12 protein-coding genes and 1 tRNA gene are annotated in these 21,302 nt (G+C 53.2%); 2 read left to right on the top strand and 11 right to left on the bottom strand.

Features of this window, described 5'->3' with window-relative positions; genetic code table 11:
* The first annotated feature begins 292 nt into the window (after positions 1-292).
* Positions 293-5,260, top strand: coding sequence for a T9SS type A sorting domain-containing protein (locus PLF13_10885; GenBank protein HOP07782.1), 4,968 nt, complete (start codon positions 293-295; stop codon positions 5,258-5,260).
* 87 nt (positions 5,261-5,347) lie between these two features.
* Positions 5,348-7,054 (top strand): hypothetical protein, encoded by a 1,707-nt coding sequence (locus tag PLF13_10880; GenBank protein ID HOP07781.1) that lies wholly within the window; start codon positions 5,348-5,350, stop codon positions 7,052-7,054.
* A gap of 592 nt (positions 7,055-7,646) precedes the next feature.
* Here PLF13_10880 and PLF13_10875 read toward each other — a convergent pair.
* From PLF13_10875 to PLF13_10825, 11 genes are all read right to left on the bottom strand, one after another.
* Positions 7,647-12,869, bottom strand: coding sequence for an FG-GAP-like repeat-containing protein (locus tag PLF13_10875; protein HOP07780.1), 5,223 nt, complete (start codon positions 12,867-12,869; stop codon positions 7,647-7,649).
* Between the two features lie 312 nt (positions 12,870-13,181).
* A complete protein-coding gene (locus tag PLF13_10870; protein HOP07779.1) occupies positions 13,182-14,195 on the bottom strand; it encodes a M20/M25/M40 family metallo-hydrolase in 1,014 nt (337 codons plus the stop codon).
* 116 nt (positions 14,196-14,311) lie between these two features.
* Entirely contained in the window at positions 14,312-15,007 is a 696-nt protein-coding gene (locus PLF13_10865; GenBank protein HOP07778.1) for a VIT1/CCC1 transporter family protein, read from the bottom strand.
* A 348-nt stretch (positions 15,008-15,355) separates the two neighbouring features.
* The gene (locus PLF13_10860; protein ID HOP07777.1) at positions 15,356-15,931 is read right to left on the bottom strand and encodes a tetratricopeptide repeat protein; all 576 of its coding nucleotides are present in this window, start codon (positions 15,929-15,931) and stop codon (positions 15,356-15,358) included.
* A 9-nt stretch (positions 15,932-15,940) separates the two neighbouring features.
* Positions 15,941-16,693: a hypothetical protein gene (locus PLF13_10855; GenBank protein ID HOP07776.1), complete on the bottom strand. Its 753-nt coding sequence runs from the start codon at positions 16,691-16,693 to the stop codon at positions 15,941-15,943.
* Positions 16,694-17,178: 485 nt separating this feature from the next.
* A tRNA-Ser gene (locus PLF13_10850) sits at positions 17,179-17,264 on the bottom strand.
* Positions 17,265-17,764: 500 nt separating this feature from the next.
* Positions 17,765-18,310: a hypothetical protein gene (locus PLF13_10845; GenBank protein HOP07775.1), complete on the bottom strand. Its 546-nt coding sequence runs from the start codon at positions 18,308-18,310 to the stop codon at positions 17,765-17,767.
* Positions 18,311-18,316: 6 nt separating this feature from the next.
* Positions 18,317-19,078 carry an iron export ABC transporter permease subunit FetB gene (gene fetB / locus PLF13_10840; protein ID HOP07774.1) on the bottom strand — a complete coding sequence of 254 codons (762 nt, stop codon included), beginning with the start codon at positions 19,076-19,078 and terminating at the stop codon, positions 18,317-18,319.
* The gene (locus PLF13_10835; protein ID HOP07773.1) at positions 19,075-19,818 is read right to left on the bottom strand and encodes an ATP-binding cassette domain-containing protein; all 744 of its coding nucleotides are present in this window, start codon (positions 19,816-19,818) and stop codon (positions 19,075-19,077) included. The genes fetB and PLF13_10835 overlap by 4 nt, the downstream gene beginning before the upstream one ends.
* A complete protein-coding gene (locus PLF13_10830; protein ID HOP07772.1) occupies positions 19,811-20,758 on the bottom strand; it encodes an OB-fold nucleic acid binding domain-containing protein in 948 nt (315 codons plus the stop codon). Before PLF13_10830 ends, PLF13_10835 begins: the two co-directional genes overlap by 8 nt.
* A 29-nt stretch (positions 20,759-20,787) precedes the next feature.
* Positions 20,788-21,270, bottom strand: coding sequence for a DinB family protein (locus PLF13_10825; protein ID HOP07771.1), 483 nt, complete (start codon positions 21,268-21,270; stop codon positions 20,788-20,790).
* Positions 21,271-21,302 lie beyond the last annotated feature (32 nt).

The following is a 21,302-nucleotide window of genomic DNA, read 5'->3' as shown; positions in this document are numbered from 1 at the left end:
TGGCGAGAGGTAAATTTAGGGCCGAGCAGAGGAACCAAAAACCTTTCTGGGTACCACCATGGGTTTGAGGTCCCCCTGCCGCGACACCTCAAAACTACCATCCTTAATGAACTTAGTCAAGTATTCCTGTGCTATTACCGCTCAGTCCAATCACACGGACTAGCTGAGTGGAATTGACCAGGACCTTCTAAGCGCCGGACCTACCGAAGCGCCTAAACAAGACCTACGAGTTGTTCGCTCCTAGCTAGTTCGGCAAGCTGCTAATGAAGTTTTAGGAGGCTGAGAATTAATTATGTCTCTAACTAGAAGTTTCCTCATCACTGCCTGTGTCGTGCTGCTAATGGCCGGCTTCGGCTCGGCAGCGACCTTTATGGTTAAAGAAGGCGGAACCGCACCGTACTTCACCAACCTGGACACGGCCCTTTGGACCGCCGCCACTTACGGCGGAACCGGGCATGTTATCGAGGTTTACCCCGGAACATATCCGACTGATATCGACCTGACGGTACCGTCGAACGTTTCGGCTATCATCGGTGTCGGCGGAGCTGATTCTACCTTCTTCGTGAATCCGAATCCTCCGACCTGGATTACCGCCACCGGAAAGGACTTTCTCGATGTCTTCGGTTCGGTCGACCTGACCATATCCGGTTTGAATGTATCCGGCTACCGCGGTGCGATCGTTACCAAGGGCGTCATGGCAACCGGGTTGACGGTCGAAAATTGTGTGTTTAACAACAACCTCGCGGCTTTCTACGGCGGCACCAACGGCGGTACTTTCAGCAATCTGGCTGTGTCCAACGGCTGGATCGGTATCAGCGTGGTGAGTTACGCCGGCGGTGAGAATCTCGATAACAACGTTATCGAGAACTGTACTTTCACCGGCATCACCCGCGCCCCGGCCGTGTTCCTCGATCATATCGAGAATGACATTCAATCACCTGCGGCCGCGGCCGCGGCCTCGATTGCCAACAACCAGATTCTGGGTTGCACTATTTCAGAGTGCTCAGATTACGGTATGGTGTTGACAGCCGCCAGCAACGTTACGGTTGATGGTTGTACCATATTTGACGTTGAATTCGCCGCTATCGGTGCTTTCAGCGTCAACAATGGATGGTTCACCAACAACGTGATATACGGTTGCGCCCAAAGCGATACCAACCCCGACAGTACCGATCTGACCTGGGGCACCCCGCTTGGCGCTATTTCGCTGTATAGCTGCTACAGCATAGATATCGAATACAACGATATCTATGACAACGGCGGACTCGGCACCATGGGCGGCGGCACCGGTTTCGCGGAATACGCGGTTGGCGCCGACAACGGCACCACCTCGAACCGCATCCGTTATAACTGCCTCTGGGGCCATGACGGTATCCAGGGCTGGGATGACGGTTCAGCCGCCAGCAACGTCTGGAGATACAACTACTACTCCGGTCTTGCCGGTACAACTTATGCGCTTGACGGCAGCGCCGGTGAAATCGACAACAGTCCTACCATGTTCAATGCCAGCGCTCATGCCGCCGGTTCAACTTACGAAGTCTTCGACTATGTCGATGTGACTTTTGACTGGACTGTTCCGAGTTGCGATCCGTGGGATAGCGTCGGTCTGGCGACTTATTCCTTCACGGTCAATTTTGATCCGGCCGTCCTGGAATTCGTGCCTGGCTCGGCGGATTACAACTACGGTTACCTCGGTGATCCTGATCCGACCGTATATGCTCCGGTCGGTGGTGATCCGGCCAGCGGCACGCTTATTTTTGAAGCCGCTACATACGAAGGTTCCGGTTACGGCGATGCGACCCTGGCGTTTGCCCAGTTCCAGGTTATTGGAATCGGCAATACCCAGATTACGATCAACTCGCTCTACACCGATTCTCTCGATGTTCTGATCATGACCGACAACACTCCTCTGGATCTGACTCTTGAGGACAATGTCAATCCGGCAATCAGCTTCACCGCCAACAACCCGGTGCGCGACGATATCTACTCATGGGGTTCCCCCTATGTCTATACACCGGATGAAGGCTACAAGCTGCTGGTTGACATTTCAGCTACCGACCAGTACAAGATCGACCATGTCTGGTACCGGTTCGACGGCCTCGGCTGGTGCGGCCTGGCTTCAAGTATCAACGCCGACACCTACACCAACACCGGGTATCATGCGAACTACATCGGCTGTCCGATTCCGATCACACCGGTAGCGGGCGTCGATGATGGAACAGTGCCGCATACTCTGGAAATCGGTGTTTGGGATGCGGGCGGTAACTTCGCCAGCCAGACTTACACCTTCTATATCGATTGGACCTGCCCGACCTTCACGTCGTGGACTATGGCCGATCCGACTTGCCCGGTCAACCCGGATTATACCAACGACCTGACCGTCAACCTGACTTATGTCGACGACGGTACCGCCGTACAGGTGGAATTCTGGTCCGGCGGTTCCTGGTCCGGGGTGAGAGAAACTTATCCGAAGGCAACCTTTGATCTTACCGCCGGCGACGGCACCAAGACTCATTATGCTCGCCTGTACGATGAGTTCCTCAACCGGTCACCGCATCGCCTGGAAACGATTGAACTCGATCAGACCGCCCCGGCTCCACATGACGCCTGGTTGGTAGTCGATCCGACTCCGGCCAAGACCGGCGTGCGCGATATCGTTGGCGATTGCAATTTCGAGGCAGCTTCCGGTACGATGGCTTACATCGTTTCTGAAGATCTCGCTGATGCCGATTGCGCTTCAACGAAGTGGGCGGCCATGCCGCCGCCGGTACGTCCGGTCCCCATGACCCTCAGCGCCAACGACGGACTCAAGACCGTTTACTTCATGTCGCGCGACGATGCCGGTAACGTTGGTTATACTTCGGCTCAGATCGAGTTCGACAGCACCAACAACGGCTTCGACCAGTTCTCGATCAATGATCGTTCCGGCTGTACCGATAACCGCAGGATCCGTGTGGAATTCAGCTGGTCCGATACTGATATCGCTTACGTTGGTTTAAGTAACAATCAGGGTGGTCCGTATACTCAGTATGACGCCACGGTTTATACCGATTCCATTCTTTGGAATATGGTCAACACCGAAGGCTGGCATACGGTTTACGGTGTTCTGATCGACAATATCGGCAATTATGGTGCTGAGTCGTTAGACAGTATCTTCCTTGACCTGACCGCGCCAACCGCTACCGGAATCACTCTCGATGACGGTTTGGGCGAAATCAACTGGTCACAAACGGCAGTGGTAAACGTCGAAGTCGCCGATCCATCCACTGACATTATCCAGGTCATGGCCGGTGAAGTATCGGGAACATATACGGTAACCGAGGCTTTCCCGCCGAATCCGTTCGCTTACGATTTCGGCACTCCGACGGAAGGTACCTTGTACTACCTGTATGTTCAGGCTCAGGATTGCGCCGGACGTCTCCTGACCTCAGAACTTACTGATGCCATCAGATTCGATTTCACTGATCCGGTGATTTCGGATGTGCTCATCGACGGCGGCGCCACGTACTGCAACAGCACTACCGTTAGTGTTAACTTCACCTATACCGAATCCTATCGCAAGTACGTGTACCTTTCTGAGGATCCCGCTATGGCGGGAGCGACCCCGCTTGGTTGGGGCGCCGGTCCCTACTCCTTCACTCTCAGCACCGGTGACGGTACTAAGACGGTTTACGTGCAGACCGAAGACCGTTCCGGTCGTTTGAGTACGATTGAGTCGGCAACGATCATTCTGGACACTGAGGCGCCTACCGGCACCATGACGGTCCAGCAGGATCCAGTTCTCAATCCGCTGGCGGCTCCCGGTTACACCAACAGCCAGACCGGTAATGAGATCGTTGGTATTGCTTATCCCGGCGACGCTGTGGATATGCAGATCATCAACGACGACTGGTCCGGCAACACCGGCTGGATCCCGGTGGCTAATACGTTCAATCCGTGGACGTTGAAGAGTGCGACTGATGGTGTTTACACCATCAGGATTCGCTTCCGTGATATGGCCGCGAACGTTGGCGCCTGGTACAATGCGACGATCGAACTCGATCAGCTTGCTCCGGCTCCGGCGACTAACTTCCACGGCACCCCGACGGCCAGTGTCCATCTGACCTGGGACGGTGCAACGGAAGATCAATACTATTTCTTCCGCTACAACGCCACTTTCGACTATCCGATCTACACCGACGGACCGGCTCCGGCTCCGGCTCTCGACGAAGGCTTCTACGGTGACGTCATTTACGGTACCGAGTATGACTTCGGCACTTATCCGGAAATGGATATGCTGACTTTCTCGTTGTGGACGGTCGATAAGGCCGGTAATACGTCAAGTACGTTCGCGTTCTGCAGCGCCACCAACTATCTGCTTGGGGACTTCGACTTCAGTGGTGTTCTCGAGTTTGTTGAATTCGGTGACATTGCAGCGAGTTACTACCTGACGTCTGCCGACGCCGGCTTCTGCCAGGCTTGTGACTTCGGCCCCACGGCTGACGGCGAACCGGATGGTCTGCCGGTCCCGGATGGTTATGTAGGTTTCGATGAATTGACCATCTTTGCCTATAACTACTCCATCTATGGCGATCATCTGAAGGATGCGGCCAAATTGATCGGTGCTGATCAAATTGCTGTGTCCACGGAAGTGCCGTACCTCAAGGCCGGCGATGAAGCCACCTTCAGTATTGACATGACCGGAGCGGAAGGCGTTTTGGCTTATCACCTGAACTTCGCTATCGATGCCGGTATGGTTGAGATAGTCAACGTACAGCAAGGTGATATCGCTGCGGTTAATGGTCGTGGATTCTACAACCAGGTGATCGACGGCAACAGCCTGGATCTCACCGGCGCTGTTCTCAGCGACGTCTTTGAGGGTAGTTCGATAGCTACCGTCACCGTACGCGCTAAGAAGGATGGAGCCTTTGATATCAACCTGGTTGAATCTTCGGTCAAGAGTGCCGATTTGTCCGAGGTTTCTGTCGACTTCAGCGTTGCCAAGGGTGCGGCGCTGCCCGACAGCTACTACCTGGGACAGAACTATCCGAATCCGTTTAACCCGACAACGACAATCAACTTCTCCATGCGTGAAGCCGGTCACTACAATTTGACCGTCTTTAACGTAGCCGGTCAGGTTGTTGAGTCGTTCAACGGTTATGCAGATGCAGGGACTGTGAGCATCACGTGGAACGCTTCTGGTGTTGGCTCCGGCGTCTACTTCTACAAGTTGCAGGCGGCGGACTTCACTGATACCAAGAAGATGGTTCTGCTGAAGTAAACCGATCCCGCGAGACAGTTGAGGGGACGGGACCCTACGGGGTCCCTCCCTCAACCATCGCTGGACGACGTCAACTTAGGAGGATCGATGAGAACCGCAAAACTGCCACGATTACTGTTGGCTTCTGTCTTGTTTGCGCTGTATATGTGTTCTGCCGGCGCAATCGAAGCAGCGACCCTTTCACTCGAGCCCGAGAGCACTTTTGTCACAACGGGCGTGGGCAGTGTGATCGACCTGGATTTACGGGTCGATGAAAATACACAGGGAATTCGTCTCTTTCAGGCAAGGATCGCGTTTGACACTCTCATGTTTGATACCGTATCTACGACCCTGGGGCCGCTTTTCGATACCTCTGGTTTCACCCGTGTTTTCAACTCTTACATCTATTATGATTCAACCCTTGCAACTACGATCCTAAGACTCGAAGGTCTTCTCTTCGGGCCCAGCGCCGTTGTCGATGGACCGGGAGTAGTAGCTCAAGTGCAGTTGGTTGCTTTAAACACGGGGATATCGGAACTGCCTATCCTTCAACATGTCATGACCGACATCAGTAATGATCCGATAGAGTCCACGGCTGAAGGCGCTGTGGTAATTGTAGATTTCCCGCCGGATGAGTTTGATCTGATATGGCCAATTAACGAGACCATTCTCGGTTTTCCAGATTCCGCGATTCAGTTCTTCTGGGAGCCATCGAGCTCCATCTACCCGGGAGAGGTGGTAAAATACAGATTCGAGATCAGCGCGGATGAGAGCTTCCCCACCGGGTCTACATTGACTTATCTGGCCGTAAGTGATACTACTTGCTGGGTAGCCATCGACACTCTCACCAACGAGACTACTTATTGGTGGCGAGTAACTGCTTACGGCAACCTTTATGGATTTGAAAGGGAGTCTACCCCCTTTGGTGCGAGCTTTTTTCTGAGTGAACCGTCACAACCGGCTCCATTTGCCCTGCTAAGTCCGGTCGGTGACGCCGAGGTGATCGGAATACCGGGATCAACCATCCAACTGCAATGGGAGAGTTCCAGTTCTATCTACCCCAGTGAAAATATCCTGTATGACATCGATTACAGCACGAATTCTGACTTCGCTGCGGGTAGTACGGTATCAACCACGGGATATACCGGGACAAGCCTCAGCATCAATGTCGATGATTTGACCAATGGTCGGTATTTCTGGCGAGTTCTGGCTACGGGGGATGTATATGGTCTTACGCGTGAATCTACGCCGTATCCCGACTCTTTTGAGTTCGCCATTGGCGGCGATCCCGGTTCATTTGATCTGTCATCTCCGGACAATGGGGATCTAGTTGATCTGGTGGATAAAACGGAAGCGACCTTTACCTGGCAAACTGCGCCCTCCGTCATTCCTGATGATACCACCTGGTATCTGGTCTACCTATGGGATAACGCAGCCACTAATCCAGGCGAAGAATTCTACCTCGATTCCATCAGGGAAAACACCTCACTGACCGTTCCCGAAAATTCGGTCCCTCTGGGGGTGTCGGTATATTGGAAAGTCCTGGCAAGGAACCGTCTCGGATTCACAACCTGGTCAACATCGACAAACACCGTGACCTATTTCTGGCGTGGTGATGTAGTTATCAACCGCGCCATAGATATTAGCGATCTGGTTTTCCTGGTTTCTTATATGTTCCAGCAGGGAAATTCACCAGAGATTATGTTATCGGCTGATATCAATTGCTCGTATGCCGGACCGGACATCAGTGATCTGGTTCGCCTGGTCAGTTATATGTTCCAACAAGGAGATCCTTTAGGTTGCAGTAACGAATAGTGGAATAACCAAATAAGAAACGGGATAATAAAATAAACAGGAAGTGCGGCCCCTCATGATCCTCTGGGGGATACTGCGGAGAGTTTGAACCCACTTGGTCTCCAACCCTGCTTTCAAGGTCAAGGTCTCCTCCCTTTTAATCCAAGAAACCGCCTTGAAGCACACCACGGGCGGTTTCAAGGGCGCTGATCCGAACCTTAGCCAGAGTTGACAGAGACCTACCTCTCCCACAAAAGGCCGGCTCTCTTGCCCGAGCCGGCCTTACAAAATGCTGTTCTTATTACAAGGGAATTTGCTCCTTCAAAACGCGGGGCATCCCCTATTGGCAAGCCCAACGATTTTATTAGATTAGGTCGATCTGAGTAAGCGCAACCCACACGTACAAGCCCGGGTACCACGCCCGGCAGTGAGCAACCGCCGTTAAAAGGCGGACGTATCTCCATTCTACAATAGCAGCGTACCTCTCTGCTATTATCGGCCTCGCTTCCCGGCGGGGCCGATATTATTATCTCGATTAAGTTCTCAGAAAAAATACCGGGCGGCTCGATAGGGAGTCGCCCGGTATAAAACAAGAATCGTATTCAATGACTCGCTATTTCATCAGCAGCATCTTGCGAGCTTCGATATATCCATCGGTCTCGAGACGATAGAGATAGACACCGGAACCGAGATTCGACCCGTCAAACAGGTACGTATGTTGTCCGGCCGATAACACTCCATCCGCCAGCACGGCAACCCGCTGACCGGCGATATTATAAACCGTCAATGTAGCACGGCATGAATAAGCCAGACTGAAGCTGATCTCAGTGCTCGGATTGAACGGATTCGGTCGGTTCTGATCGAGGTTGAAGTCATTCGGTGTTTGAGATACAGTCGTGGCACCGGAGATCGAGGCTGCGAACGCCTGGTATTGTCCATCGGCCACCAGAGCCGTCTCAACCGAGATCGATGCCGGAATGCGTATCAGAGCCGTTCTGCCGGAAGCAATGGTCGTGCGCCCATCCAGATCGAGAATGCCAACCTTCAACGTATCGGCTTGTGCTCCATAGACCATTTCCAGTTTCTCGTTCACCAGCTTCTCCGGTTCGCTTTGACCGGCGTCGAGGATCGTCAGTTGAACACCACGAAGTTCAACAGGCGTTTCCAGATAGACCGTAGTGACACCCGCCTCAATCTCGGTGAACAAAACGATGTCGTCTCGTACGACCGGTTTGGCAAGCGGTCCGCCATTTACGCATCCACATTCAAGCTGCGGTGTCCCCTGCGCGAAAACCCAGTCAACGAACAACACCAGGTCGGCAATGTCGGGACCGCCGCAGTCGCCATTGACATCACCCACATCGAGCAGATACGGCTCCGGGCCACCCAGGAACAAGTAATTCACCAGGTAGACCAGATCCGATATATCAGCCGAACCGTCACCGGTAAAGTCTGCCGGTTCATAACCGGCAATTTGAGTAACATCACGGTCATAATCGAATCCCGGCAGCACCAGACGGTAGTCCGTGTCGACAAACGACAGTTTGTGCGACTCATGAGCCGACATGGTCGTATCCCAGCGCACGACATAAGCATCGCGACAATCCGGGGTAGCTTTGAAGTAGATATCGAAAACCGGCGTCTCCCCTTCGGGGATCTGCTCGCCAAAGGAGTTGGCAAGCGAAACGGTCAGATAGTTGGAGAATATCTCCGGGAATACATAATCCCAATCCTCCGTTATAAGTCCTGCCGTGGACAAGGAACAGACCTCGATTTCACCGGGGATGGCCAACGGAATGCTGGCTCCCTTGAGTGCCTGGCAGGCTTTAATCGAAACCGTCTGGCTAACACATTCATCGCTGTAGGGTTCCACCACACTGGTCGGTACGATCAGCGAGTCACAAGCGGGGTAATCGCAGACATCACCGATACCGTCACCATCGGCATCCGCCTGATCCGGATTATATATCTCAGGACAGTTATCCAGTTCACCGCAATAGCCGTCCTGGTCGATATCATTATCGGGATCATAGATGCAGGGGTCACACGCATCGCCGATACCGTCGCCGTCCGAATCGGTTTGCGTCAGGTTATAATCCTCGGGGCAGTTGTCACAGGAGTCACCGATTCCATCCTGATCGACATCGGCCTGCTCAGGATCGTAATTGGAGGGACAAATATCACAGAGGTCGCCGACACCGTCTCCATCTTCGTCCGCCTGGTCGGCGTTGGCCATGTCAGGGCAGTTGTCAACATTGGCGCAATGGCCGTCTTCATCGGCGTCGTTATCCGGATCCTCGCGGCACGGGTCACAAACGTCTCCGATTCCATCATTGTCGGTATCGACCTGGGCCGGGTTGTAATCGGAAGGACAGTTATCACAGAAATCACCGATACCGTCACGATCCGTATCTACCTGTTCAACATTGGCTACCGTCGGGCAGTTATCGCAGCTATCAGGCAAACCGTCCGTATCGACATCATCCCAGTCGCTGAAGCCGGAACAGATATCGCAGGAATCCGGCATGCCGTCACCGTCGGCGTCCTGGCCGTCATCGTAGCCTTCGCAAAGATCACAGGCATCGCCGACACCATCGGCATCGGCATCCGACTGGCCCGGATTAGGAACGCCTAAACAGTTATCGCAGACATCTCCGATATAGTCAACGTCACCATCCTCCTGACCGGGATTGGCGACCGCACGACAGTTATCGCAGACATTACCAACACCGTCAAAATCATCATCGGCTTGATCGGTATTTGCCATGAAGGGACAATTATCACAGCCGTTCGGCACACCATCGTTGTCGGAATCGAGATTGTCGTCAAAACCGGGACAAATATCGCAGACATCGCCGACACCGTCACCATCGGTATCTTCCTGCTCAGGATCGGCGACATCCACACAGTCGTCACAGGCATCACCGACACCGTCGCCGTCGCTATCCGTCTGCAGCTCGTTAGGAATATCGGGGCAGTTGTCGTCGGGGCATACGTTCTCGGCATGACCGGGATCGCCGTAGCCGTCACCGTCACGATCCACACAGATATCATTGACGTTCAGGAGAACCGAAACGGTATTGGCGCCCAGATTGGCGGCAGCCAGATCGATATCACCGTCACCGTCCATATCGGCAGCACACAAAGACACCGGGGCATCCCCCACGGCCGCCTTACTACCGGTTACGAATGAACCGTTGTTCACGTTCAGGAGAACCTGAACGGTGTCGCTGTTATAATTGACTACAGCCAGATCAAGGTCACCGTCGCCGTCCAGATCGACATCGGCAATCGAGCGTGGGCCACTGCCGGTCGAATATGCCACGGCGGTCTTCAAAGAGCCGTTTCCGTTACCTATCAGTACGGAAATGGTATTGTCGCTGTTGGCGGTCACGACATCCAGCTCACCATCGGCATTTATATCCGAGACGACAAGATCAAGGGGACTGGTTCCACAGCTATACATCGTATGTTCGCCGAACGAACCGGTGCTGTTGTTGATGAGCACGGACAAATAGTCGGAGCCGAAATTGACACAAACTAAATCCAGATAGCCGTCGCTATTCAGATCACCCGATCGTATTGCATACGGATCGGATCCGACGGGCAAAGAAATCGGGTCGGCGAAAAATCCATTTTTCAAGTTTCTGAGAAACGAGATATTATTCGAGCCATAGTTGGCGGTGGCGATATCCAAATAGCCGTCGCCGTTGGCGTCAAACACCGTTACCGAACGCGGGGCATCTCCTACGTTGTAATTGACGGGCGGCAGGAACGTGGCATTGCCGTTGCCCATGAGAACCGAGATATCGTCCGAACCGAAGTTAGCGGTAACCAGATCGAGGGTTCCATCATGGTTCAAATCGCCAATAGCAAGAGAGTAAGGGGTGGTACCGACCGGATACGCTCCGACGCTGTTAAAGGTACCATCGCCGTTACCGGTGAACACTGAAATCGAGCCTGCGCTGCGGTTGGCAACGGCCAGGTCGATATAGGCATCGGCGTTGAAATAACCGACTCTTACTGAGAAAGGTTCGGCATAAGTGGCATAGGTAGTGTGATCCGCAAAACGTGCCCCGGCCAAGGCCGTCGCCGTTCGGAACGACCAGACCCGGCTGTTTCTGAGAGGAACATCCTCTTCTGATAAAATCGCTTTAGTCAATGCTACGGTAATTTTCTCTCCCGGGGCGAAATCGACATCAGGATCGAGAGTCACCGTGTACGATCCCGGATCATACGATATACTACCGGTATGCAGCCCTCTAAAGGCTGATCGCACCACGACTGTAGAATCAACGAATGAACCTGCCGCCATAGGGATATCGAACACGGCTGCCACATTCGTGGCCACATCAACCGCAAGTTCGTTCGATGATGGAGAAAAAGACATTACGTGCGCTTCCGGATGGGCAATGAACGATCTCGTTTCCGACCAGTCCGAATACTCGTACCCATCGAAAGCCCGACACCGCCAATAATATTCCATGCCGTTGATAAATCCGAAAAACGCTCCACTGACCGTACTGTCCGCTTGTTCCGGGATATCGTATTGCGTATCGAAAAGGATGCTAAGACCGGCATCCTCGTATATTTCAAAATCATAGGAAAGCGAATCTTCTTCAGTATCGGTCGAGTTGGCCAAAGTGAGAGATATATAACTGTCATAAGCAACCCCCTGGTTATCTTCAGGAGACAAGGGTTGCGGAGTAGTGGGCTCATCGTTCATGTAGAAAGAAAGCTCGATCCAGTCACCCCAGGACAACTCGTTGGCGAGACGTCCACGAGCATAATACTTAACGGCATCTTCGAGCGGAAGACCCGCGTAAACCGCAAAAGTGTCGGAAGACAACATCAGGCCGGAGCCCCACATCTCGGCAGATGTCCAGTCGTTGTCCGTTCCGACTTCGATTTCATAAGCCACCTGTCCCGGAATCGTATCGTAGTACCTCCAGGTAAAGGTAGGAACGTTGTTGGCCACGTGCGCCGTGTCTTCATCGAGGATCGTAAACGGGTACGGCGCCGGCATAAGAAAATTGAAATACCAGTATGCCCCGATATCGTTTCTCGATCCGTCCGGATCGTTGTAGACCGCATCAGGATTACCGGCATCTATGCAGGGGGATCCGGCTTGCAGACTATAATCATGAATAGTGACGTCTTCATACAGTGGGTCCAGGGAGATGTCATGCGATCCCGAATTGCAGTTTTGATAATTGGGATCGTTATTCCAGACATCGTTGTACTCCAGTACCGTGAAAGGACCGTGGATACCGTACTCACTGGAGTTGGTAACGATATTGTTCCTGATAGTGCCTTTGCCGCTGATGGAATAAAAGCCGCGGTTGTTATTGTCAAAGGTATTGTTGACAATGGTAGCGGTGCCCGAATTGATGCCGATGCAACTGATATTCCCATTGTCATGGAAGAGATTGTACTTGATAATCGGACTTGAGTTATCACACTGGATCGCAATCACCGACATATCCCGAATGATACAGTTACTGATAACCGGTGCTGATCCGTTCTGGATGGTGATCGGTCCGGTAAGCACGGTAAAGCCGTTAAGGACAGCTTCTTCGCTTTCACCCTGAGTGATCTTAACAGAGCCGGAAATAGTCGTTACTTCAGCACCATCCGAACTGGTAATGACAATATCTTTGGACTTAAAATCGATATTCTCATTATAAGTACCGGGTGCTACGAGAATCGTGTCCCCGTTCGACGACATTAAGACCCCGTATTGGATACTGACAGCGTCGTCAGGGATGTTGATCGTGGCGGCAAACGCAGACACACTCACGACCATTCCTACCAGAAGAACCATCAAGATGCGCACTATTCCCTCCGCAACTTAGAGGTTAGACAATGAAGTAATTTATTTCAATATATCATTATGGCTTAATAAGTCAACTAATACAATACACGGCATCAGGTTCGGGGGTGTTCAGACCTCTTACCAGGTGACGGGTGTCCCCCCGTGGGACTGTTGAAAAAGTCATACATCCGAACATTTGGTAAGACATACCTGTAATGCGGGCGACACAAGGCCGTCCGCTACGCGAGATTAGGACTCCAAAACGCGTAGCAGCGGGGCTATTCTCCGCCGCAGAAGAGGTTTTTCAACACTCCCCCATATAACATTGCTAACTCATTGATTAAGATAAACCAGCATACCGCACGATATCCGGGCAACCTCGGCACAATAAGCCACGTTGCAGTTTTCGGGGATGTCCTGTTTCGTGAAGTTGTTCGGATTGAAGTAGAACTCCTCGAAAAATATCGCCGGGACACCGGCCTCGTGGAAATAGCGGGCATCGGAGTACATAATGTGATCGTTGGTGTCGACCGGGACGATTCGGGTGTAGTTCTCGCAAATGTAATGAGCCAGGTCGGTTAAACTGTCGGCTCCGGGATAGTGTTGGAAGTCGAGTTTCCAGCGGGCGGTATCAGGGACGTAACTAACCTGATTGTTGTCGAGCATCGCCTTGATCGTCCGACCGGCTTGTTTCTGCTTTTCGATGTAGTTCACCGACCCGCTGTTGCCGTCGAGAAACATCGTCATGAATTCTTCGGAGCCAAAAGCAACGAAATCAATCGTCGATGCCGGTGCGAAGCGATTCTGTTTAAGTATGCGAGCAAGCTCCAGACATACCGCCACACCGGAAGCGTTGTTACCGGCGCCGGGAGCATATACGTAAGGATCAGTGTCCGGTCCCATGATGAAACAGTCATAATGCGCTCCGAGGACATACACCTCGGATGGTTTATCGGTCCCGGTCAGACCGGCCGAGACGTTGTACTGCCACGATGTCTGCTGTTCTCTGCTTTTCCGGGGAAATTCAATAGTGTTACGGAAAGAATCAATCACGATACCGTCATAACCGAACGAGCGGAATTTCTCCCCGATCCAGAAAGCAATCTCCCGCCGGTTATCCACCAGCATGAAGCGAGTTTTGAAGGCAACCAATTGTTCGATATAGGACCGGATGCTGTCGGGAGATATCCGGTCGCCGTAACCTCTTATCAAACTGTCGAGAGCCGGGCTGGAATCGAAACGGGTTTGCCGGGAATCCGAAAAAACAGCTTCATCGTCATCGGCGTGTAGCGACAGCGGCAGGTTCAGAAGAATGAAAGCGGCGGCTATGATCAGCAAACGTTTCATGGTTGCCTCCGTTATAGGCATGAGTTGAATAGACCGGATTATTCGTCCTTATGTCTTCACATAATAATTTCCACACGGCATGTTCTGCAATCATTAACCAGACCGTCTGATCGCGTTCAACTGATCAGGCGGGCAATCGCGAAGGCGACCGCGGCGGCCAGGCCTCCAATCAACGTGGTCTGGAGAGCGCCCTTAAGCGGCCGCAAGCCGGTGAAATGACCTTTTATGTAGCCAAAGACGGCGAGCGCCAGAAGTGTGGTTGCAACCGATGTGAACAGGGCTATTTGCGAGTCGTTTATGAGCATGTAGGAAGCCAGGGGGATCAATCCTCCTACGATATAGCTGAGCGCAATCGTGAGCGCGCTGTGGAGCGCTCGGCCGGGATCGGGGGGCTCGAGGCCGAGCTCGAACCGCATCATGAAATCCACCCAACGGGTCGGCTCGGCGCAGATGGCCTTTACCACCGGTTCCAGTTTTTCTTCCTCGACGCCATACCCGCGAAACACATCGCGGACTTCCTCGACTTCCACCTCGGGGACAACCTCAACCTCGGTGAACTCCCGCTTTCGCTCCGACTTGTAATGCTCGGCGTCGGTGCGTGCGGCGAGATAACCGCCGAGTCCCATGGCGATCGAACCGGCGGCGATTTCGGCTAATCCGGCCGTGACCACAATCTGAGTCGAGGCTGCGGCGCTTGACAGTCCGGCTGCAAGTGCGAACGGGACGGTTAGACCGTCGGACATACCTATGACAATATCGCGAATGGTATCCGATGCCGTGAAATGTTCTTCGACGTGTGGAGTTGTCGGCATGAGGTTGTTTCTCCAGAGTTTTGTCACGTTCGGCATGCGCGGCTTTCTACTGGACAGAATATACGACATCCGGTTTTGGCAGCAAGTTACAAGACGGAGACTATCTGAGGACAGGCCACCCAATAATCGTAGGCATAAAAAAAGCGGAGAGGCAGGGATTCTCAGCCCACTTCGCGACACAAGTCGTTGAAGGACAGCCAACTATCTGCCGGGCAACGAGAAACACAAGATCACTTTCGATGAGTTTCGGTTAGTCTAAGTGAGTTTCAGCACGTTTCAGAGCGTCACGCCGTTAGAAAATCGTTAGAAAGTCGGGTGAGCCAAACGGGCGGTGTAGTTACTCGAAACTCACTTACTCTCGCGCAGCCCTGCCTCTAGCTCCGAGATTCTGCCCCGCGCCCTCTCGGCCGTTCTTGTTTCAGTATCGTAGGTCTTCAACAGGTATGTCTTGTAATCCTCGATAGCCGCAAGTGTATCACCGAGTCGCTCTCTTGCATACGCCAAGTGGTAGTAAATCCGAGGATTATCGAACCCATACTTCAGCGCAGAGCTGAAGTCAGCCGCTGCATTCGATGGCGAGGACGCGCGAGTACCACTGCCAACCAGCCAACTGCAGCCTCGATAGAAGTACGCGTCCGCATATGTGGAGTCCATTGCGAGGACAGCGTTGAAACATGTCACGGCGTCTTCAGGTCGGGCAAGTTTACACAACACCTGACCTTTCATCAGATACGGTTCAAACGACGACGAGTCGGCGTCGATGGCGAGAGAATACATGACCATCGCGCTGTCCAGTTCTCCCTGCTCTTCAAGCTGCTCACCGCTGGCAAGCAACTCTTTCGGTGAGGTTGCACCCAAGTCAGCGCTGAACACGACAGCAAGCAGCGTCATAGCTGCGAGCATCAGTTGATATCTGTGTTTCATCCAATTAAGCTACCAAATGGTAATGGTCTGGTCATTTGTTTCAAACATCAGGAGAGCTGGGGGACTGGGGTCTCCCGGCAAAGTGAATCTGCCGTCAGAGATTTCTGCGCCACTAAGGAACTTCGCGTTCACATGCAGGACCGTATCAGAAGCGAATGACCACTCTAAGTCACTGACACCTATGAAAACGATCTCACGCAAGAGCGGGTTGTCCATCGATCCAAAAGAGAGACGTCGCACATCGTCCCGATCATCATATTGCACCAAAATGGCCGTGTACAGCGATGAACTCTGTTGGCTTAGGGTGTCTGTATACGGGTTGGGGAGAGAACTTGGCTCCCAGGCTTCGAATGGCTTGACCTCGTCGCCCTTGTCCACGATGAAGAAATCCGCAGAACGACCCCAGTAGTTGGGGTAGTAGTCAGAGCGATAGTTGGCATAATAGTCGGGGTAATAGACCTTAGCAAAGGTGATACCACCTTCCAACAACCATAGTGCAACCTTTGATCCCCTGTTCACCACACGCAGGAAGGTATGCAGGCCACAGTTTTCGTCCCCCGACTTCACATAAGCGATTTCAATGACTCCAGGTAGGGTCGCATTTGAGTCCTGGAGCCAGGCAACAACATGGCTGTGCTCGTCAAAGGCCGATGCTATCGTTATGCGGGGATAGTGGCAGCAGGGTCGCAATAGCACAACCATCAAAACAGCACTTAAGAACCAACCAGCGCTAAGTAGTGTTCGCTTCAATTTGGCACCCATACAGTTCCCGTGAAGATACAAATCTGATCTCTTGGGTCATCAAAGAAAGAGTCCCAAAAAGACCAACTGGAATTCCCTCTCCAGATCTGATTCAAGCCAGCCCCTAGCCGCAAAGTCTTTTCGCCGTAACCCGCCACGGAGCCATAGTGGCCAAACAGCAAGTTCCCCCAATCTTGGTTCTGCAGGACAAATCCATTGACGACTGTGTACCTATTGGCCGGGTGGCCCTGGGCTTGCCCAGGGTTTCCAGAAGAAAACTCCCGCTCGTTCTACAAGATTTCATAATGGATGTAATATACGACAATTGTGCCGTAGTGCAAGGCGGTATGACAGCGAAACCTCGCTGCGGCGCTTCGCAAATCCCACCCGAGGGGTGGGGCACAAAAAGTTACCTATGTCCGGATTGTACATTCGGCTGCAATTCCCACCCGTGGACGGGTGGGCCACCCCTTAATACTCCCGCTATAATTCCGCGCATAAAAAAGCGGAGAGGCAGGGATTCGAACCCTGGGTAGGGATCGCCTACACACACTTTCCAGGCGTGCTCCTTCGACCGCTCGGACACCTCTCCGTAACAAACGATTGATCCGGCCGAAGCCGGATTATGTAAGCGCCTAATTTACACCAATCGGCAAAAAACACAAGTGCAATTATGACCGGGTAATACGGATCGCAGAAACCCTTCCGAAATACGTTTCTTATTTCGATTCACTACAGAACGCAACCTCGTGTACCTAGTTAGCGGCATGGGCGTGCATGTGAGTTGCTCAGGGACGAGGAAGAATAGCTAAAACATCAAAAAACGCAAAACGAACCCAATTGGTCGTACTAGTATGTTCACTATGGCATTACATCGGAATTGTGCATCGGCAGGTCTCGGAGGGACCTTCCCTTGTATGCACCGTCAAGTTCAGTATCTCCCACCCGTGGAGGGAGTGTTGAAAAAGCCGTACGCGCGGATGTTCAGCAAAACACGTCTGTAATGCGGGCGACATAAGGTCACCCGCTACGCGAGGTTAGGCCTCTTTAACGCGTAGCGGCGGGGCTTGTCTCCGCCGCGATGGAGTTTTTTCAACAACCCCTGGACGGATGGGCCACCGGCGAGAGACTTGCCAGCCAGGCCTCGACCTGACCCGGGCACGTCAGGGTAATTGTTCTCACCTGTGGGGCGTCCTTGAGCGCGCTCATAATCAGCGGTCGTTGGCGCCGTCGGTAACGCCAGCACCAGCGCTGAAAAGACCAGTCAAAACGCTCAGGGCAGTCATCCGCCAGATCCGGTCGCACTCGGCCGTAGCTCGTGATCCAGCGCCGGTTGATACGCCACATGCACAATAATCGCGAGAAGTCAAGATGAACGGCGGTGTCGGCATATTGAAGGCGCAGCGGTAGCGTCGACGTGTAAGAGCCATCGATAATCCAGATCTCCCCTTCCATCACCTCAGTTATCTTACGGCGAAACGCCTCGCGGTCGGACTCAACCCAGCCCGGTTTCCAGAACAGCTTATCGAGGTGAAACACCGGCAGCTTAAGAATCGGCCCGAGGCGCCCGGCCAGGGTGGATTTACCCGATCCGGGATGACCGATCACGACAATTCGTTTGCCTATCGCCGGATTCATGGCAGATCAGACACTCTGCCGCAGTTGGTGATAACGGGTGAAAAACTTACGCACGGTCAACTCCACCGCCACGATTGAGGTAATCGTGTTCGAGGCCAGCAACATGTAGGCGACGATCAACTGCAAATAAACAGCCTGAAGCGGCTCGGCGCCGGCGAGGATCATGCCGGTCATGGCGCCCGGCAAGGCCACGATGCCGACTGTCTTCATGAAGTTCAACATCGAGATCATTCCTGCCCGGGCGGCGGATTTCTGGAAATCCATCGCCGCTTCACGCCAGCTTTTCCCGAGCGCCAGGGCGGTCTCGATGGCGAGGCGATTGCTGCGCAGGTCGGAGGTGAGACGTTCGACCGAGATGGACGAGGCATTCATGGAATTGCCGATAATCATGCCGGCCAGAGGAATGATATAACGCGCCTCGAATTTGATTAGTCCAAGGAGCATCATCAGTCCCAGCGTTAGAAACGAACCTACCGCCATCGACACCAGCGCTACGATAAACGCTCCCTCGAGCTGGTTCATCCGTCCCGCCGAGGCGTGCGCCCCGACCACGATCATTATAACAATGGCCAGGTGAATCAGCCAGGGAGATTCGAGTCCGAAGATAAAATGCAGGGCATAACCGACCGCGACCAGTTGCACGAAACCGCGCACCGAGCCGAAAGCCATGTCTTTCAATACCGGCAGGCGATACCAGCGGCCCGCCGCCATGGCCAGCAATACCAGCACCCCGGCAATGGCCACATCGTATAGCGACGGGGCGTTCATACCAACTCTCCGGCTTTATATCGCTTGCCCAGATCGGAGCGGGGTGCGTTAACTACCTGCTCCGCCGGGCCGTGTTCTTCAAGCCGCCCCGCGACCAACAACAGCGTCTCTCCGCCCATGCGAAGAGCCTGATGGAGATCATGACTGACCATAATTACGGTCAAACCGCGTTCTTCGACAATGTGCAGGACCATTTTCTCAATCGCCTCGGTGCGACCGGGATCGAGCGATGAGGTCGGTTCATCAAGCAGCGCTACCGAAGGATTAGTAGCCAGAAGACGCGCAATCGCCACGCGTTGTTTTTCACCGCCGGAAAGGTTGTCCACCGAAGCGGTTGCCTGCTCCGGGCGAAGCCGCACAGCCTCGACCAGCGAGACAACCTCCGTATCGCTCAGATTCGGCTGGGCATAACGGATGTTGTCCGCAACGGTTCCTTTGAACATGTAGGGCTCTTGAAAAAGATAACCGACACAACGACGCAGTTGAGTCGGGTCGGTCTCGCGAGTATCTTTACCGTCAAAAATCACCCGACCGGATGTTATCGGATCGAGTCGATTGAAAAGCCGCAACAACGAACTTTTCCCCGCGCCGGACGGACCGATAATGCTGTAGACCCGACCGGAGAGAAATTCATAGCTGAAATGATCGACAATGGTCTTTTCCCCCTCGGGGGTTTGCACGACCCGCGTCAATTCCTCGGCCTTCAGGGCTGCTTCGCCGCATCGGGCGCTTTCAGTCACTCTCGGATCCTTTGAAATACAAATGACGGTTCAGCATCTTGACGAAATCCGACCAGCCTCCCTCCGGATGATGCGTCCGAATACGATCGATCGCTCCCATCTTGCTGTCGATTTCATCACAGTAATAAAGCACGAATGCTTCCGGAATTTGCGGCAGCGCCGCCGCCCCGAACTCCAATTCGCCGTGATGCGAAAGGATCATGTGACGCAGTTTGGCCAGCAACACGGGCGGCATCGCCTCAATCTCCTCGGCTTTTTTGCAGATCCATTGGTCGATAAGCACGATATGCCCCACCAGGCGGCCTTCGGTAGTATAGTCAATCACGGTTTTGGTAGAATACTGGGCGATCTTACCGGCGTCGTGAAAAAGTCCGCCGAAAAGCAGCAGGTCGCGATCGAGCCAGTCATAGTGCGCGGAGACATCGAACGCCAGCTGGGTAACATTAGCCGAGTGATCGGCCAGGCCGCCGATATAAGCATGGTGCCAGAGTTTTCCGGCCGGGGCTAAAAGGTATTTTTCGAACCAGGCTTCATCGTTAAAAAACAGGTCGGTAAGTTGCTTGATATAGCTGTTTTCGATCTTGTCGGCAAGCGCCCGAATCCGTCCCCGCCGGTCTTCGATCGGATTCGGCGAGTGCGGCATGATGTCATCGAGTTGATATTCAGAATCCTTGGCCAAGCGTATCTTCTCGAGCAACAACTGCGGCCGCCCCTGGTATTCACCAACCGTACCGCGCGCCTTAACCACCATTCCCTCTTCGGCATCCTCGAGGGCGGTTTTATCAGGCTCCCACATAACGGCGTTGATCCGCCCGCTCGAATCACCCAACTCGAACGTAACGAATCGTCCCCGCGCATACTCCCGGACAGCTTTACGTCGCACGGCGAAGTATCCGGTTACATGGTCATCGGGTGAGTACTCTTTTATCTTTTTTTCCATTTCCATAACTTCTCCCCTTTCTCTAATACTTAGCCAACCAGACGATCCTGGCCGTGCAAGCGACGAATGTAGGCCAGTTGTCCGACATGATAGCATTCGTGCAGCGCCAGGAAGCTGATTCCGAACAAAACGGTGTTACGCATGACCGGATACCCATCGGGTATCGCCTCGTCGAGTTTTTCAGCCGTGAGCGTTTCGAACGTTTCGGTCAGGTTTTTCGTTACAGCAGTCATAGCCTCAATAATTTCATCCATTGACGGATACAACTCGGGCGGATGAACATCGGCGCCGCGTTTGAATAACTCGGCGTGTTCCCAGGTTTCATATAGACCGATCAGACAGGCCAGTCTGTAACGGCTGGAAACAATATGCCCCGCCACCCAGAGGTAAGAATTCCCTTTGTCGTTGATACGCTCCTTGAAACCACAGTCGGGGATTCCCTTACGGGCATTATCGAACAGGGAGTTGTTGGCGACATATATCTGTGCAATCGGTTCCAAGCGCGGGTCCATGATTACTCCTGGTTGAACATGAGTCGATGCCT

The sequence above is a fragment of the Candidatus Zixiibacteriota bacterium genome (assembly GCA_035380245.1).
Classification (GTDB): Bacteria; Zixibacteria; MSB-5A5; order GN15; family FEB-12; genus DAOSXA01.
The sequence above is the reverse complement of the archived record's forward strand: the minus strand, read 5'-3'. Positions and strand labels throughout refer to the sequence as shown.

Bases quoted from the DNA above. Each gene is read 5' to 3' on its own strand.
- PLF13_10885 (HOP07782.1), top strand. From the start codon at position 293: ATGTCTCTAACTAGAAGTTTCCTCATCACTGCCTGTGTCGTGCTGCTA.
- PLF13_10880 (HOP07781.1), top strand. From the start codon at position 5,348: ATGAGAACCGCAAAACTGCCACGATTACTGTTGGCTTCTGTCTTGTTT.
- PLF13_10870 (HOP07779.1), bottom strand. From the start codon at position 14,195: ATGAAACGTTTGCTGATCATAGCCGCCGCTTTCATTCTTCTGAACCTG.
- PLF13_10865 (HOP07778.1), bottom strand. From the start codon at position 15,007: ATGCCGACAACTCCACACGTCGAAGAACATTTCACGGCATCGGATACC.
- PLF13_10860 (HOP07777.1), bottom strand. From the start codon at position 15,931: ATGAAACACAGATATCAACTGATGCTCGCAGCTATGACGCTGCTTGCT.
- PLF13_10855 (HOP07776.1), bottom strand. From the start codon at position 16,693: ATGGGTGCCAAATTGAAGCGAACACTACTTAGCGCTGGTTGGTTCTTA.
- PLF13_10845 (HOP07775.1), bottom strand. From the start codon at position 18,310: ATGAATCCGGCGATAGGCAAACGAATTGTCGTGATCGGTCATCCCGGA.
- fetB (HOP07774.1), bottom strand. From the start codon at position 19,078: ATGAACGCCCCGTCGCTATACGATGTGGCCATTGCCGGGGTGCTGGTA.
- PLF13_10830 (HOP07772.1), bottom strand. From the start codon at position 20,758: ATGGAAAAAAAGATAAAAGAGTACTCACCCGATGACCATGTAACCGGA.
- PLF13_10825 (HOP07771.1), bottom strand. From the start codon at position 21,270: ATGGACCCGCGCTTGGAACCGATTGCACAGATATATGTCGCCAACAAC.